The organism is Fictibacillus sp. EA-CB0309 (assembly GCF_055814265.1).
In genome coordinates this window covers 1,330,614-1,345,347 of the sequence record NZ_CP169271.1, presented here as the reverse complement: position 1 = coordinate 1,345,347, position 14,734 = coordinate 1,330,614, and the positions used below count along the sequence as shown (strand labels likewise).

Annotated in this window: 12 protein-coding genes and 2 pseudogenes; 6 read left to right on the top strand and 8 right to left on the bottom strand. The window is 40.0% G+C overall.

Annotated elements, in window-relative coordinates:
* The first annotated feature begins 118 nt into the window (after positions 1–118).
* Positions 119–1,897: a transglycosylase domain-containing protein gene (locus ACEWFH_RS07455; protein ID WP_473726727.1), complete on the top strand. Its 1,779-nt coding sequence runs from the start codon at positions 119–121 to the stop codon at positions 1,895–1,897.
* A gap of 29 nt (positions 1,898–1,926) precedes the next feature.
* Here ACEWFH_RS07455 and acsA read toward each other — a convergent pair whose 3' ends face one another.
* A complete protein-coding gene (gene acsA / locus ACEWFH_RS07450; protein ID WP_473726726.1) occupies positions 1,927–3,642 on the bottom strand; it encodes an acetate--CoA ligase in 1,716 nt (571 codons plus the stop codon).
* A gap of 160 nt (positions 3,643–3,802) precedes the next feature.
* Between acsA and ACEWFH_RS07445 the strand changes: the two are divergent.
* The 3 genes and pseudogenes from ACEWFH_RS07445 (at position 3,803) to ACEWFH_RS07435 (ending at position 6,358) form a co-directional block, all read left to right on the top strand.
* Positions 3,803–4,434 (top strand): annotated as a pseudogene (locus tag ACEWFH_RS07445) (GNAT family N-acetyltransferase).
* 36 nt (positions 4,435–4,470) lie between these two features.
* A complete protein-coding gene (locus tag ACEWFH_RS07440) occupies positions 4,471–5,121 on the top strand; it encodes an acetoin utilization AcuB family protein (protein ID WP_473726725.1) in 651 nt (216 codons plus the stop codon).
* Complete coding sequence (locus tag ACEWFH_RS07435) at positions 5,111–6,358, top strand: acetoin utilization protein AcuC (RefSeq protein ID WP_473726724.1); 1,248 nt, start codon at positions 5,111–5,113, stop codon at positions 6,356–6,358. The genes ACEWFH_RS07440 and ACEWFH_RS07435 overlap by 11 nt, the downstream gene beginning before the upstream one ends.
* Positions 6,359–6,510: 152 nt before the next feature.
* Here the strand turns inward: ACEWFH_RS07435 and ACEWFH_RS07430 are convergent.
* From ACEWFH_RS07430 to ACEWFH_RS07415, 4 genes and pseudogenes are all read right to left on the bottom strand, one after another.
* A pseudogene (locus ACEWFH_RS07430) lies at positions 6,511–7,166 on the bottom strand (5'-methylthioadenosine/adenosylhomocysteine nucleosidase).
* 66 nt (positions 7,167–7,232) lie between these two features.
* A complete protein-coding gene (ccpA, locus tag ACEWFH_RS07425; protein ID WP_473726723.1) occupies positions 7,233–8,234 on the bottom strand; it encodes a catabolite control protein A in 1,002 nt (333 codons plus the stop codon).
* Between the two features lie 267 nt (positions 8,235–8,501).
* Entirely contained in the window at positions 8,502–8,624 is a 123-nt protein-coding gene (locus tag ACEWFH_RS07420; protein WP_473726722.1) for a hypothetical protein, read from the bottom strand.
* An 84-nt stretch (positions 8,625–8,708) separates the two neighbouring features.
* Positions 8,709–9,797 carry a bifunctional 3-deoxy-7-phosphoheptulonate synthase/chorismate mutase gene (locus ACEWFH_RS07415; protein WP_473726721.1) on the bottom strand — a complete coding sequence of 363 codons (1,089 nt, stop codon included), beginning with the start codon at positions 9,795–9,797 and terminating at the stop codon, positions 8,709–8,711.
* A gap of 125 nt (positions 9,798–9,922) precedes the next feature.
* On the opposite strand from ACEWFH_RS07415, the gene ACEWFH_RS07410 reads away from it, so the two are divergent.
* Positions 9,923–12,079 (top strand): cell division protein FtsA, encoded by a 2,157-nt coding sequence (locus tag ACEWFH_RS07410; RefSeq protein WP_473726720.1) that lies wholly within the window; start codon positions 9,923–9,925, stop codon positions 12,077–12,079.
* Positions 12,080–12,128: 49 nt separating this feature from the next.
* Here ACEWFH_RS07410 and ytxJ read toward each other — a convergent pair whose 3' ends face one another.
* The 3 genes from ytxJ to ACEWFH_RS07395 all read right to left on the bottom strand — a co-directional run bounded on the left by ytxJ (position 12,129) and on the right by ACEWFH_RS07395 (position 13,422).
* Positions 12,129–12,467: a bacillithiol system redox-active protein YtxJ gene (gene ytxJ / locus ACEWFH_RS07405; RefSeq protein ID WP_473726719.1), complete on the bottom strand. Its 339-nt coding sequence runs from the start codon at positions 12,465–12,467 to the stop codon at positions 12,129–12,131.
* 82 nt (positions 12,468–12,549) lie between these two features.
* Positions 12,550–12,966 carry a YtxH domain-containing protein gene (locus ACEWFH_RS07400; protein ID WP_473726718.1) on the bottom strand — a complete coding sequence of 139 codons (417 nt, stop codon included), beginning with the start codon at positions 12,964–12,966 and terminating at the stop codon, positions 12,550–12,552.
* Positions 12,967–13,422 carry a DUF948 domain-containing protein gene (locus ACEWFH_RS07395; protein ID WP_473726717.1) on the bottom strand — a complete coding sequence of 152 codons (456 nt, stop codon included), beginning with the start codon at positions 13,420–13,422 and terminating at the stop codon, positions 12,967–12,969.
* A gap of 178 nt (positions 13,423–13,600) precedes the next feature.
* Between ACEWFH_RS07395 and ACEWFH_RS07390 the strand changes: the two genes are divergently transcribed.
* Positions 13,601–14,713 carry an aminopeptidase gene (locus ACEWFH_RS07390; protein ID WP_289494807.1) on the top strand — a complete coding sequence of 371 codons (1,113 nt, stop codon included), beginning with the start codon at positions 13,601–13,603 and terminating at the stop codon, positions 14,711–14,713.
* The last annotated feature ends 21 nt before the right edge of the window (positions 14,714–14,734 follow it).

Here is a 14,734-nt window from a genome sequence, read left to right as displayed (position 1 = left end):
AGTTCAGCAGCGTACGATTGAAATTTTAACAAAACTTCAAGCTGAAAAAGATGGTAAAAAATTCGAGGACTTAACTCCCGAAGAACTAAAGGAATATGGGGATAATGCCAGAGTTCAAGTGAGGCAAAAAGGCATTAAGATCCATACGACAATCAACCAAAAGATATATGATGAGATGCAGGCAGTTATAGCTAACGATAATCTGTTTGGACCTGCAAATGAATTTGTTGGAAATAAAAAGTTAGAAAAACCGGAGCCTGAGGAAGTCGGGGCTACCCTCATTGATAATAGAACAGGGAAAATTATCAGTTTTGTAGCCGGACGAGATTTTAATCGTGAACAAACGAATCACGCTACAGTCATGAAGAGACAGAATGGATCTACAATGAAACCGTTATTAGCCTATTCCCTAGCGCTTGAAACGGGGAAAGTTCAACCCGGTTCAATTGTACCTGATTCACCAGTCCAATATGGTACTCATTCGATTGGCAACTGGGATGGAAAGTATGATGGTCTTGTTTCTGTAAGACATTCCTTAAAGTATTCTAGAAACACACCAGCTATTAGAAGCTATATGCGTGTAAATACAGACGAAGCTTTAAATAGGCTAGCAAGGATGGGAGTTACCTCTTTAAGCCCGAATGATAGAGGAGCACCTGTACTTGCTATCGGAGGAATGACAAACGGTGTCACGGTTGAAGAAAATACGAATGCATTTGCAACTTTTGCAAATGGTGGTAACTTCGTTGATGCTTATATGATTGAAAAGATCGAATCCAATGATGGCGATTTAATCTATCAACATAAGTCAGAGCCTGCTCAAGTGTATTCTCCACAAACATCCTACTTATTAGTTGATATGATGCGTGATGTTGTAAATGGAGGTACAGGAAGCCACATTAACCGTTATCTTGCTTTTAATTCGGATTGGGCAGGAAAATCGGGTACTACAAATGATGATTTTGATTCATGGTTTGTCGGTTCAAATCCAAATGTATCCTTGGGAGTATGGCTTGGCTATGATACACCAGACTCACTCGTTAAAGGTGATGGTGGAACTGGAAAACGTAATCAGCGCATATGGGCGCTACTCGCTAACGCAGCTTACAAACATTCACCACAGCTTATGGATCCTGAGCAAAGATTTGCGATGCCTTCAGAAATTGTGCGTCGTGAAATCTGCGGCATCTCTGGTAAACTGCCTTCTGATTTATGCCGAAGTGCAGGTCTAGTAACGACTGACTTATTTAATGCAAAGTTCACGCCAAAAGAAGTGGATGACACACTCACAAAAGGTCGTTACGTTCTTGTAGGAGATGCTAAATATAAAGCACTTCCTTCTACACCACAAGAATTTACGAAAGATGGTGTTCTGATCAAGGAAGAGTTCTTAAAAGAACTAGGCTTAGAAGCATTAAATAAATTGACAAAGACAACCAATCTTTTAGATAACATCGTTCCAGAAAAAGAATTAAGAGAGAATGGTAAAGTTCCATCGCCTGTTGCTGGAACTAGGATGTCTGATGGTGTCCTTTCATGGTCTTCTCATGGTGAGAATGATGTGATCGGATATCGTATCTATCATTCTGCTGACGGCAGCTCGTTTAAAAAGATCGGCTCTGTAACTGCCGATAAAACGTCTGCAAAAGTTCCAAATGGCGTTGTTTATGTAACAGCGGTTGATATCGCCGGTAAAGAATCTCCTGCTCAAACAAAAGTTCAGGTAGGAGAAAAGAAGCCACCTGCTGAACCAGCAACTCCTCCGCCACCAACCGGAGGAGATAAACCTGGAGAACCACAAGATCCACCACCGCCACCGACTGACCCTGGTACTGGTGATCCACCTCCAGCAACAACACAAGATAATAAAAAGAAAGACAAAAAACCCTCGAATTAATTTCGAGGGTTTTAACTTTTGATTTGGTTTTAGTCTTCCATCGTAGATAGATCACCTGTTGGAAGATCCAGTTCCCACGCTTTTAGAACGCGACGCATGATCTTACCGCTTCTTGTCTTTGGAAGCTTATCGCGGAACTCAATCTCACGAGGTGCTGCATGTGCTGCTAGACCTGATTTTACGAAACTGCGAATCTCTTCAATCAGTTCATCACTTGCTTCATAACCAGAACGAAGCGCTATAAATGCCTTGATGATTTCTCCGCGAACAGGATCTGGCTTACCAATTACACCTGCTTCAGCTACAGCAGGATGTTCAACAAGCTTGCTCTCCACCTCAAATGGACCAACTCGTTCACCAGAGGTCATAATCACATCATCAATTCTTCCTTGGAACCAGAAGTAGCCATCTTCATCCATATAAGCAGAATCTCCAGAAACATACCATCCTCCAGGAGTGAAGTATGAATCATATTTTTCAGGATTATTCCATATGGCACGCATCATAGATGGCCATCCTTTTTTAATAGCTAAGTTACCCATTCGATAAGGTGGCAAGATGTTGTCCTGATCATCAATGATAGCCGCTTCAACACCAGGGAACGGTTTACCCATTGAGCCCGGTTTGATTTCCATAGCAGGATAGTTGCTGATCAGCTGTCCGCCTGTTTCTGTCATCCACCAATTGTCATGGATACGGAGATTGAACACTTTCATACCCCATCTAACAACTTCAGGGTTAAGAGGCTCACCTACACTTAAGATATGACGCAGGGATGACATATCAAACTTCTTAACTACTTCGTCTCCTGCACCCATGAGCATACGGAAAGCAGTTGGTGCGCTATACCAGACCGTCACACCATACTTTTCAATTGTTCCATACCAATCTTCAGGAGAAAAACGGCCTCCTCGGATAACGCTTGATGCTCCGTTTAACCAAGGTCCGAATATACCATAAGATGTTCCAGTTACCCAACCCGGGTCTGCGGTACACCAATACACATCGTCTTCCTTCAAGTCGAGAACCCATTTTGAAGTTTGGTAGTGCTGAAGCATCGCGTTATGAACATGCAAAACACCTTTTGGTTTACCAGTCGATCCAGAAGTATAGTGTAGAATCAGTCCGTCTTCACGGTCTACCCATTCAATATCAAGGTCTTTGGACGCTTTTTTCATACGGTCATAATAATTTACATATGGTCCTTCTTCTTTTACATCTTCATCTACCAAAATTACATTCTTCAACTTTGGCAGTTCATCAACAGGCACACGCTCTAGAAGTGAAGGAGTAGTAACAAGTACTTTAGCTTCACTGTCTTCAAGTCTGTCTCGTACAGCACCTTCCATAAACGCTTCAAATAAAGGGCCAACGATTGCTCCTAGTTTAACCGCACCAAGGAAAGTAAAATACAGTTCAGGTGAACGCGGCATAAAAATAAAAACACGATCCCCTTTTTCAACACCTACTTGACGGAGCATATTACCCGCTTTGTTAGACATTTCTTTCATGTCCTTGAATGTATACTTCTCATCTCTTTTTTGATCGGAAAAGTAAAGAGCTACTTTGTTTTTACGATGGGATGCTGCATGACGGTCAATGGCTTCATATGCCATATTCACTCGCCCTGTTTTATGCCAGGAGAATTCTTTCTCAATGTCTTTCCAATCAAATGCTCCGTATGCTGCCTCGTAATCTTGTAGATTAAAATCACCTTTTATAATCGGAAGCGCTTCCAGTTTCATTGCTAAATCTCCCTTCCCTATTGAATATCTCTTCAAGTATATCATATTATCAAAATTTTTTAACTTATTAGAACTGTCTATAAAAACCTTAATGTAAACCCTTACAACTGTCTTTTATAATGTATAATAGGAGTTGGAAACAAACCTAGGTGGTGTAAATATGAAACATATCAAAACATATAACTGTGTAGCTCTTAAAACGAGTCACGGAACAATTACCGTTGAAGGTCCGGTTTCAGCCGAAACCCTAGAAGGCCTCACCTTTCACGAAGACTTAAAAGCATTCAGGCCAGCTCATGAACAAAAAAAGCGGTTACTGAAATAGCAAGACTTGATGAAGGAAGAATCATTATCGCAAGAAATAAAGATACCGTTATCGGTTATGTTACATACGTCTATCCTGACCCGCTTGAAAGATGGTCAGAAGGCAACATGGAAAGTTTACTAGAGTTAGGTGCTATTGAAGTTATTCCTGATTATCGCAATTTCAAGGTTGGAAAAACACTTTTAAAAGTCTCTATGATGGATGACGCCATGGAAGACTATATTATTATCACGACAGAGTATTATTGGCACTGGGATTTGAAAGGTACAAAGCTATCCGTTTGGGATTATCGAAAAGTTATGGAGAAAATGATGAACGCTGGTGGTCTAGAATATATGGCTACAGATGATCCTGAAATTAGTTCACATCCAGCCAATTGCTTGATGGTCCGAATCGGAAAGAGAATTGACTTAGACACGGTACAGCAATTTGACCGTCTGCGATTTAAGAATCGTTTTATGTATTAGAACATTATAGAGAATACCAAGTGGGAGTGGTACAGAATGATCGTTCAAAATATGATGCAAAAAAATGTTGTAACGATTCATGAAAACGAAACGATCGGTACAGCTTTAAAACTAATGTTAGAAAGAGATGTTAGAAACCTGCCTGTTCTTGATACGAATGGCAGCTTATTAGGACTTGTTACAGACCGCGAAGTGAAAGATGCCAGCCCGTCTATCTTTCACCAAAACGAGCATCCGGAAGATTTTGAAAAGCCTGTGTCCAGCATTATGAAACGTGCTGCTTTTACAGCACATCCATTTGATATAGCAGAAGAACTGTCGACTATTTTTTATGAACATAACATCAGCTGCATTCCTGTACTTGAAGAGAAGAAGCTTGTTGGACTGGTTACAGAGCGTGATATGCTTCATGCGTTTATACAATTGACCGGCACTCATCAGCCTGGCTCTCATCTCGAGGTGGCCGTCCCGAACGAAGCAGGTCAACTTGCTAGGGTGGCGAGTGTTTTAAAAGATTTCCACTTAAACATCAGCTCTGTTCTCGTCTATCCTTCTCATAATGAAAAAGAAAAGATTATCGTCTTTCGGGTTGGAACAATGAACCCCCTTCCTGTCATTGAACACTTAATCGATAACGGCTATGAAGTGAAATGGCCACCTGTTCCAGGAGAACACCATGAAAAATGATTCCGTTTTTGTTTATTCACCAGATCTTTTAGGATATAAATTTAGTGAAACTCACCCTTTTAATCAGCTTAGAGTGCGGCTCGCATACGAGTTGTTAAGAGATTCAGAGTGCCTGTATGACGACCAGATCGTCATTCCGAGAAAAGCGACTGATGAAGAGATCATGCTGATTCATGATAAAGGGTATGTAGAAGCTGTAAGAAAAGCGGGAGAAGGACAGCTTAACCGGGAAATTGCTTTAAATTATGGGCTTGGTACAGAAGATACACCAATATTCCCTAACATGCATGAAGCAAGCAGTTGGATTGTAGGTGCTACATTAACGGCTGTTGATTGGGTGATGGAAGGAAAAGCGAAACATGCTTTAAGTCTAAGTGGCGGACTTCATCATGGATTCAGAGGAAAAGCATCTGGATTCTGCATCTATAATGACAGCTCAATCGCGATCGAGTATATGAAGCAGAAATACAAAGCACGTGTATTGTATGTGGATACGGACGCCCATCACGGTGATGGTGTTCAATGGGCTTTCTATGACGATCCCGACGTTTGTACATTATCCATTCATGAAACGGGGCGCTATCTGTTTCCTGGTACAGGATCAATCCATGAAAAAGGCGCAGGAAAAGGATATGGCTACTCTTTCAATGTACCTGTGGATGCTTTTACAGAAGATGAATCGTTCTTAGAATGCTATGAGAAGAGTCTGTGGGAAGTTGCCGAATTTTTCAAGCCAGATGTCATTATTACGCAAAATGGCGTTGATGCTCACTATTATGATCCATTAACACATCTGTCTGTTACGATGAAGACGTATACGGAAATCCCTAGAATCGCAAAAGAAGTAGCTGAAAAGTATTGCGGCGGCCGCTGGATCGCTACTGGTGGCGGCGGTTATGATATTTGGCGGGTGGTACCGAGGGCGTGGTCATATTTATGGTGTGTGATGAATGGGCAAGCTCCTTCAGGACAAATTGCAGAGAACTGGCTAGAACGCTGGACAAATGAAGCGAAGCACCCGCTTCCTCGAACGTGGGAAGATGAGTCTGGCATCTATAAGCCGATTCCAAGAAAAGACGAAATCACATCAAAAAACAGAGCAACATTAGAAAAAGTTTATATTCGATTCGAAAAAGTTCATAAAGAAAAGAGGACTAAGCGTTTAGTCCTCTTTTCTTGCCTTAAAATGCGTTGTTCGAGATTGATTTCGTTGTGCATTTTCATCATTTTAAGATAATCGCAAATAATAACCACGGTAAATGGAATTAATTTCAAGGTAATTCGAATTAATTTCACGCATAAAAAATTTTATCCGATTTTCGACAAAATCACGAGCTCAACAATGAAAAAACTGACTCATCAGATGATGAGCCAGCTCGGAATCGTATTTTATAAAGATTCAATAATGCTCTCTACCATATCAGAAGAGCGTCTTGCTGCAAGTGCTGTAAACTCGGCAAAGCTAGCCGGCGCTTCTCCATTTGCTTTATCTGAGATCGAACGGATAATCACAAATGGTACTTCGTTTAGGAACGAAGCTTGAGCAACGGCAGAGCCTTCCATCTCAATACACGTTCCATTAAAAGAGCAGAATACGTTTCTACAAGCTCTCGATCGGCTATGAATTGATCACCGCTTAACACTTTTCCGACCTTAACTTTAGGTCCATGCAATCGTTCAGCAGCATTCTCTGCTAATTTAACAAGTTGTGCATCTGCTTTAAATTCAGAATCGAACGCAAACATTGGAATAGTCCCTTTTGGAAAATCAGGACTTAATGCTGATGCATCAATGTCGTGTTGCATCGCACTTGATGATATTACGATGTCTCCTACTTCAAGTTGGGGATCAAGTGCACCGGCTACACCAGTAAAAAGTACATGGGTAACTTGAAATCGATCGATCAGAATTTGAGTAGTAATCGCTGCATTTACTTTCCCAACACCAGACTTACACAGCACGACTTCTTTGTTGTGATGTGTGCCTTCATAGAATTTATTTTGTGCAAAAACACTTTCCCCGTATATATCCAGTGCTTCTTTCATATAAACGATTTCCTCGTCCATCGCACCGATGATGCCAATCTTCACTTCTCCCACCTCAACACTTCATTATTGTTTTGTAGAGTCTCTGAACTGAATACGATGAGGCAATACAACCGTATGTTCTTCTACTGTTTCCTTATTCATCAGTTTAGTCAGCAAACGCATCGCTACAGCTCCGATATCGTACATTGGCTGTACAACTGTGGATAGAGTCGGACGAACCATCGTAGCAAGTCTTGTATTGTCAAATCCTATCACTTCGATATCTTCAGGTACTTTCAACCCGCGGTCTTGCGCACCATGAATAACACCTAAAGCCATTTCATCCGTACCTACAAAAACAGCTGATGGCTTATTGCCGCTATCCAAGAAACTTTCAATAGCTTCAATACCTGAATCGTATGTGTATTCTCCAACGAAAACTTGGCTTTCATCTACTTTCTTACCGTGTTCTTCTAATGCTTTTCGGTATCCGTTAAACTTATAATATCCGTTGATTGGATCTTCCAGTGGTCCCGTTACCATCGCTACAGAAGAATGACCTTTTTCAAGTAAATGCGATACCGCTTCATACACGGCATTTTGATAGTCAATGTTCACAGATGGAACTTCTTCGTTCATGTCAACTGTCGCGGCCATTACGATCGGAACAGCTGCACGTTTGAATTCTTCTACATGTTCTTCCGTTATCTTACCGCCCATAAATACGATTCCATCTACTTGCTTACCAAGTAAAGTGTTTAAAAGATGGATTTCTTTTTCCTTGTTCTGATCAGAGTTACAAAGAATAATGTTGTATTTATACATGGTTGCAATATCTTCAATTCCACGAGCCAACTCCGCAAAAAAGATGCTGGAGATATCAGGAATGATAACACCTACAGTTGTTGTTTTCTTGCTCGCTAATCCTCTTGCGACTGCATTTGGACGATAGCCTAGTCTCTCAATGGCTTCTAGTACTTTCTTTCTAGTCGATGGCTTAACGTTAGGGTTTCCGTTAACAACACGTGAAACCGTTGCCATAGAGACGCCTGCCTCGCGAGCCACATCATATATTGTTGTATTCAAAAAAATCCTCCTTATATACTGCATATCCGACAGCTATGTAATGCTATTATCATACGATAAAGTAGTAAAGTAGGCAACGAATAGGGACATGTTTCACGATATATTCATACATTTAAAAAGGAAATAAAGAAAATACTCCTGTTTTGCTTATTTTTGGCTAAAATAGGCAGAATCATACTCTTTTAAATAGCTTCTTTACAGACAAAAAACCGGCAGCTTTAATCTATCAAGCTGACCGGCTTAATTATTTCTTTGGGCTGTTTATGTTTAATGAAAGTGGTTGATTTCCGTTCCAGGTGCTCGCTTTTCCGGGGGCAGGCTGTGAGCCACATTTGGACGTTTCACTTTTAAGTGTCTCACCCGCCCGCCTGTCCCGCAGGAGTCTCGCACCTTCCACTACAATCAACTTCGCATGAAGTATTTACTAAGATAAGCCTTAAGCAAAAAATTTAATAAAAGAGCATTTGATTTACATCAAACCAGCTGGTTCATTTTCAGAAAACCTGATGATACAAGATTCTCTACAAATTGTTCAAACTCATTGATGTTCATTTGCTGAGCGGCATCGGATAGAGCAACGGCTGGGTCTGGATGAACTTCTGCCATTACCCCATCTGCTCCAATCGCTAAAGCTGCTTTTGCTGCCGGGAGAAGCAAGTCTTTTCTGCCTGTTGAATGGGTGACATCAACGAAGACAGGAAGGTGCGTTTCTTGTTTTAAAATTGGCACTGCTGTTATATCTAACGTGTTTCGGGTTGCTCGTTCATACGTACGGATTCCTCTTTCACAAAGAATGATTTGTCCGTTTCCTTGAGACATAATGTACTCTGCTGAGTTAATAAACTCTTCGATCGTTGCTGCTAGCCCTCGTTTTAAAAGAATCGGCTTATTAAGCTTTCCTGCTGCTTTTAATAGCTCATAGTTTTGCATGTTTCGAGCACCGATTTGAATGATGTCTAAATATTCACATGCCTCCTCAAGGTCTTGCGGGTGAACGATCTCACTGATCACTGCACATTTGTATTCATCAGCAACTCGTTTTAAAATCTGAAGGCCATCCACTCCTAACCCTTGAAAATCGTATGGCGATGTACGTGGTTTGAACGCACCTCCACGCAGGATTTTAAGACCACTTTTTGTAATAGAATCTGCAACCGCTGCTGTTTGCTCATAACTTTCAACCGCACAAGGACCGGCGATTAAAATAGGATTTCCGTTTCCGATGTGCGTTCCCTTTACAGTTACAATCGTATCTTCCGGTCTTTGTTTTCTAGAAACAAGAAGTTCCTTTTTATGATCATCCTCTTGAAGTCCAAGCCCTGCTTTAAAGATTTCTTTAAATAGATGCTGAAGTGTGCTCGTTTCAAAAGGTCCTTCATTATCTGATGAAATGAGATTCAGCATATGTCTCTCTCTTACAGGGTCATATTTCTTCATCCCTTGAGCTGATTTAATCTTGCCGATTTTCTGGACAAGCTCACCTCGTTTGTTGATTAAAGCCAATAGTTCCTTATTCACATCATCAAGTTCTGTTCGTAACGTGTTCAATTCTAGATGATTCATATATGTGCACCTCAGTATTTATATATTGTAAGAAATATGATACATTTCTAATAATTGGGACGTTTGCTTCTACATTGCTTACGACTACTATCATTACGTCTATCGTATCAAAAAGAGGTGCCTTCGTGGACAAAAATCTTTTATTTGCACTAGATATCGGCACACGATCTGTTGTCGGTATGATCTTAAGGCAGCACACGGACGGAAAGTATGAAGTTTTGCATATGAAGACAATTGAGCACGAAGAAAGATCCATGCTCGATGGTCAAATTCATCATATACCTGCCGTTGCAAAAGTGATTAAGAACATAAAAAATCAATTGGAACTTGAAGTGGGATCACTAAATAAAGTTTGCGTGGCTGCAGCAGGAAGAGCACTGAAAACTGTAAAAGGCCGTTCTGAAAAAGATATTTCACTAAACGCTGTTTCTTCAAAAGATGAAGTTATACATATGGAACTTGCAGCTGTTCAGCAAGCCCAATATCAGTTAGCAAGTCTATTAGATGAAAAGTCGAATCTACTTTACGATTGCGTAGGATATTCCGTGCTGCACTATTACTTGGATGAGCATGAGATCGGAAGCTTTATCGGACAACAAGGAACTATAGCCAGTGTTGAAGTCATTGCTACTTTTTTGCCAAGAGTCGTTGTTGATTCCTTAATGAAGGCATTACAAGAAGCCGATCTAGAAATGGAAGCACTAACGTTAGAACCGATTGCTGCAATCAATGTGCTCATTCCTCCTTCGATGAGGAAATTGAATGTTGCACTTGTAGATATCGGGGCAGGAACATCGGACATTGCCATAACAGCTCAAGGAACAGTCGTCGCCTATGGAATGGTACCGATAGCAGGTGATGAGATAACAGAAGCCGTAAGCTCGGCATTTCTGTTGGATTTTCCTATTGCTGAACAAATGAAACGTTCTCTTATCGAAAATGAATATGTCGAGTATACAGATATACTTGGTTTTCCATCTAAAAAGAGTAAGGATGAAGTAATATCGGCAATTGAAAAAGCAATAGAAAACCTGGCCGATGGTATTACACGTGAGATTCTCCAGCTAAACGCAAAAGCGCCACAGGCTGTCATGCTTGTTGGCGGCGGCAGCTTAACACCATCCTTGCGCGAAAAAATAGCGGAAAAACTAAATCTTCCTTTAGAACGTGTAGCCATTCGCGGTATTAATGCCATACAGTCCTTAATACCAACTCTTAAAGATGAAGGTCCTGAACTAGTAACTCCCGTTGGTATCGGAATCGCAGCTAAGGATAATCCCGTGAAATATGTCACGGTCACGGTTAACGGTAAAATAATCCGTTTGTTTCAAGTTAAAAAGCTGACGATTGGAGATGCACTGATTGCAGCAGGAGCCAATCTCTCAAAACTTTACGGAAAACCTGGAATGGGATTATTGGTATGTATAAACCAAGAAGTAAAGATGTTCAAAGGGGAAATTAGGTCACCTCCTGTTATAAGGATGAATGGTACATCTTGCACAATTACAGATGAAATTGTTGAAGGTGCTGTAATCACTTTTGAAGAAGGAAAAAATGGTGAGGATGCTGTTATCACCGTAAAAGACGCTTTTCAAAATCACACTGTTAAAAACTTATATATTAACGGAGAACTAGAAATAATCGAAACACACTATTATGTAAACCATCAGCTCGTTAGTCCAGACGCTACATTAAAAGACAGAGATGATTGTTTAAGCCATTTTTCTTCAACGGTTTCCGATGTTCTTGATTTAAAAGGATGGGAATTAAAAACGGGTGATGTTAGTTTTTCAATCAAGATCGATGATCGCCCTGTAAAGCTATCCAATTCTGTGCAAAATAAAGTATTTTTGAATGATCAAGCGGTAACTGATCAACATGAATGGAGCGACGGAGATCACCTAACATATAAAAACATAGGGGATACTCAGCAGATAACGTTACAAAAGATCACAGAATTTCTAGACGTTAACTTGATTCAATCATGTACCATTACTTTTAATGGTGAAGAAATAACCTTAATCCGACCTCTCTACACATTCTATCGAGATGGCGAAAGATTACATGCCGATTCAGTTCTGATGCCAAATGAAGAACTGATGATGAAAAAGAAAGAGCATCATCCTTTTATTTTTCAAGATGTATTTACTCAGGTAGATTTAGCAATCCAGCCACAACCTGGTGAAAGTCTGATCATTTTAGTAAATAACGAAAAAGCTGGTTTCCAAACAGAAATCCAAACGGGTGATCACTTGATCCTTAAATTTGAAGTACTCGTTTAATTGATTTTCGCTTCATAAAACCAAAGAAAAAAGCGCAGCAGGTTTTCTGCTACGCTTTTGTTTTCTCGTTTGCTTGAGCAAGCTTTTTATTAGTGATGTTCCAATGAGAATCATGCCAAACTACAGAATCACCTTCAAAGATTAACACTTGTGGCGATTCGTGCTTAACACCTGTTTGTTCTGCGATCAAATTGGAAAGCGGTCTTGAATCTTGTACGTTCAAGTAATATAACGTTTCACTATCATTTTCAGAAGCAAACTTTTGGTATTCCTTAAACGCTTCATGACTCACAGGACATGTCGTGCTGTTTTTCATGATTATGATACGGTTTCTTTGCTCTTTTACTAAATTCCAGTCTTGTTCGTTGTGTAATTGAATAAGTGACATATCGTTTTCTACCTCCATAATAAAAAGAAAAGAAAAAGAAACAAGTTCTTTTTCTTATCTTTTCATATTTACACTTTACTTATCAATATTTTTGCTCTACTAATTCCTGTTCATTCGCAGGATCGTAATCTAATTGCCCTTCGTCCTGAATATCGTCTGTAATCTCACCATACAATTCAGACGCATTGTCTTCTTCCCTTGTACGCCACTTATCAATGTCTTTGCGAAGATTAGAAGTTAAATCTTTCACTTTTGTAGCCACTTGATTCGATTGCTCAGATACCGTACGAACAATATTTGAGGATTTTTCACGAGCCAAATGAGAGATCTCGTTACTTTTATCCTTCAGATATACCGCCTGTTCGTTCAGGTCGCTACGCAATTCCTTACCAGCTTTAGGTGCTAATAATAACGCTGCTGCAGCCCCTAACATACCCCCAACAAGAGCACCGATAATAAAATCTTTGCTGTCGATGTTTTGATTGTTGTTGTTGCTCATTTACACTCCTCCTCTAGAATATTGACTTTGTGCTGTCTCAACATTGGATTTTTTGAGTTTGTATTTCTCCCATAAATTCAATGCTGCGTTACCCCATTGAACCGCTTGCGATATTTGCTTAGACTGTCGCTCTGTTTCAACCGTTATTTGGTCAGTTACTTTGCGGACAGATTGGTTCACCTTTTGAACAGATTGACCGAAATCTTGTACTGCTGAAAAAACATGATTAAGAGAATCTGATTTCTTTTGAACATCCTCGGCTAACTGGTTTGTTTTATGTAACAAATCGGTTGTCTCGCGCGTTACGCCATCTAATTGTTTTTCTAGACTTTCTAGCGTTACCGCGACATGATCGAGGGTGGTTTGTAAAGATTTCAAAGCCCTTGATAAAAAATAAACGAGTACGACAAATGCAACTGCGATTAGAGCTACACTGATAGAAATAATGATTTCCATTAAACGAGACACCTCCTGAAAGTATATTATTGCTTTTTCCCGAGTTTTTATCAAAGGAAACGTGTTTTATTAAGTATTCTTGCTCATTCGTCAAATTCCTTTTCTAGAACATTACAAATTGTTTAAATTAAGTTAAAATAAAGAAGATATTAAATATATTTAGGGGGCTTCATCAACAATGAGAGATCCAAGAATTCAACAACTCGCGAAAAACTTGATTACATACTCTGTAAATCTGCAAAAAGGTGAAAAAGTTCTAATCGAGAACTTTGGCCTTCAAAAAGAATTGGTAAACGCACTTGTTCAAGAGGCATATGCAGCTGGCGGATATCCTTTCGTTTTACTAAAAGATCATTCTGTGATGCGCGCGCAATATACACAAGCTTCTGAAGAACAAATGGAGATGATCGCTAAGCACGAAGGTGACTTAATGAGCCAGATGGACGCATACATCGGTCTTCGTTCAGGTGACAACATCAATGAAATGTCTGATGTACCATCCGAAAAAATGGCGCTATACGAAAAAACAATCTTTGCGATGCACCGCAAGATTCGTATTAAAAAGACAAAATGGTGTGTACTTCGCTATCCAAACGCATCTATGGCACAATCAGCTAGCATGAGTACAGAAGCTTTCGAAGACTTCTATTTTGAAGTTTGTAACTTGGATTACGGGAAAATGGATGATGCGATGACAGCTTTAAAAGACCTAATGGATAAAACAGATAAAGTCCGTATTACTGGACCGGGAACTGATCTATCATTCTCCATTAAAGATATCCCATCTATCAAATGTTCGGGTCAAAATAACATTCCTGATGGTGAAGTATTTACCGCTCCTGTTAAAGATTCAGTCAACGGAACGATCTCTTACAATACACCATCTCCATACAACGGCTTTACTTTTGAAAATGTACAGCTAACGTTTGAAAATGGAAAAATTGTAAAAGCTACTGCAAACGACTCCGAGCGTATTAACAAGATTTTTGACACAGACGAAGGTTCTCGTTATGTTGGGGAATTCGCAATCGGTGTTAACCCGTTCATCAAACATCCAATGAAGGATATTTTATTTGATGAGAAGATCGATGGAAGCTTCCACTTCACTCCTGGTCAAGCATACGAAGAAGCGTATAACGGAAATGAATCCAACATCCACTGGGATATGGTTATGATTCAGCGTCCTGATTACGGCGGCGGAGAAATCTACTTTGACGATGTATTGATCCGTAAAGATGGCGTATTCGTTCTACCTGAACTAGAGCAATTGAATCCAGAGAATTTAAAGTAATCCAAGAGTTTACTTAATATA

What these genes read in the sequence shown, in the direction of transcription:
- ACEWFH_RS07395 (WP_473726717.1), bottom strand. Translation starts at nt 13,422, where the DNA reads ATGGAAATCATTATTTCTATCAGTGTAGCTCTAATCGCAGTTGCATTT.
- acsA (WP_473726726.1), bottom strand. Translation starts at nt 3,642, where the DNA reads ATGAAACTGGAAGCGCTTCCGATTATAAAAGGTGATTTTAATCTACAA.
- ACEWFH_RS07440 (WP_473726725.1), top strand. Translation starts at nt 4,471, where the DNA reads ATGATCGTTCAAAATATGATGCAAAAAAATGTTGTAACGATTCATGAA.
- ACEWFH_RS07400 (WP_473726718.1), bottom strand. Translation starts at nt 12,966, where the DNA reads ATGAGCAACAACAACAATCAAAACATCGACAGCAAAGATTTTATTATC.
- ACEWFH_RS07415 (WP_473726721.1), bottom strand. Translation starts at nt 9,797, where the DNA reads ATGAATCATCTAGAATTGAACACGTTACGAACAGAACTTGATGATGTG.
- ACEWFH_RS07390 (WP_289494807.1), top strand. Translation starts at nt 13,601, where the DNA reads ATGAGAGATCCAAGAATTCAACAACTCGCGAAAAACTTGATTACATAC.
- ytxJ (WP_473726719.1), bottom strand. Translation starts at nt 12,467, where the DNA reads ATGTCACTTATTCAATTACACAACGAACAAGACTGGAATTTAGTAAAA.
- ACEWFH_RS07435 (WP_473726724.1), top strand. Translation starts at nt 5,111, where the DNA reads ATGAAAAATGATTCCGTTTTTGTTTATTCACCAGATCTTTTAGGATAT.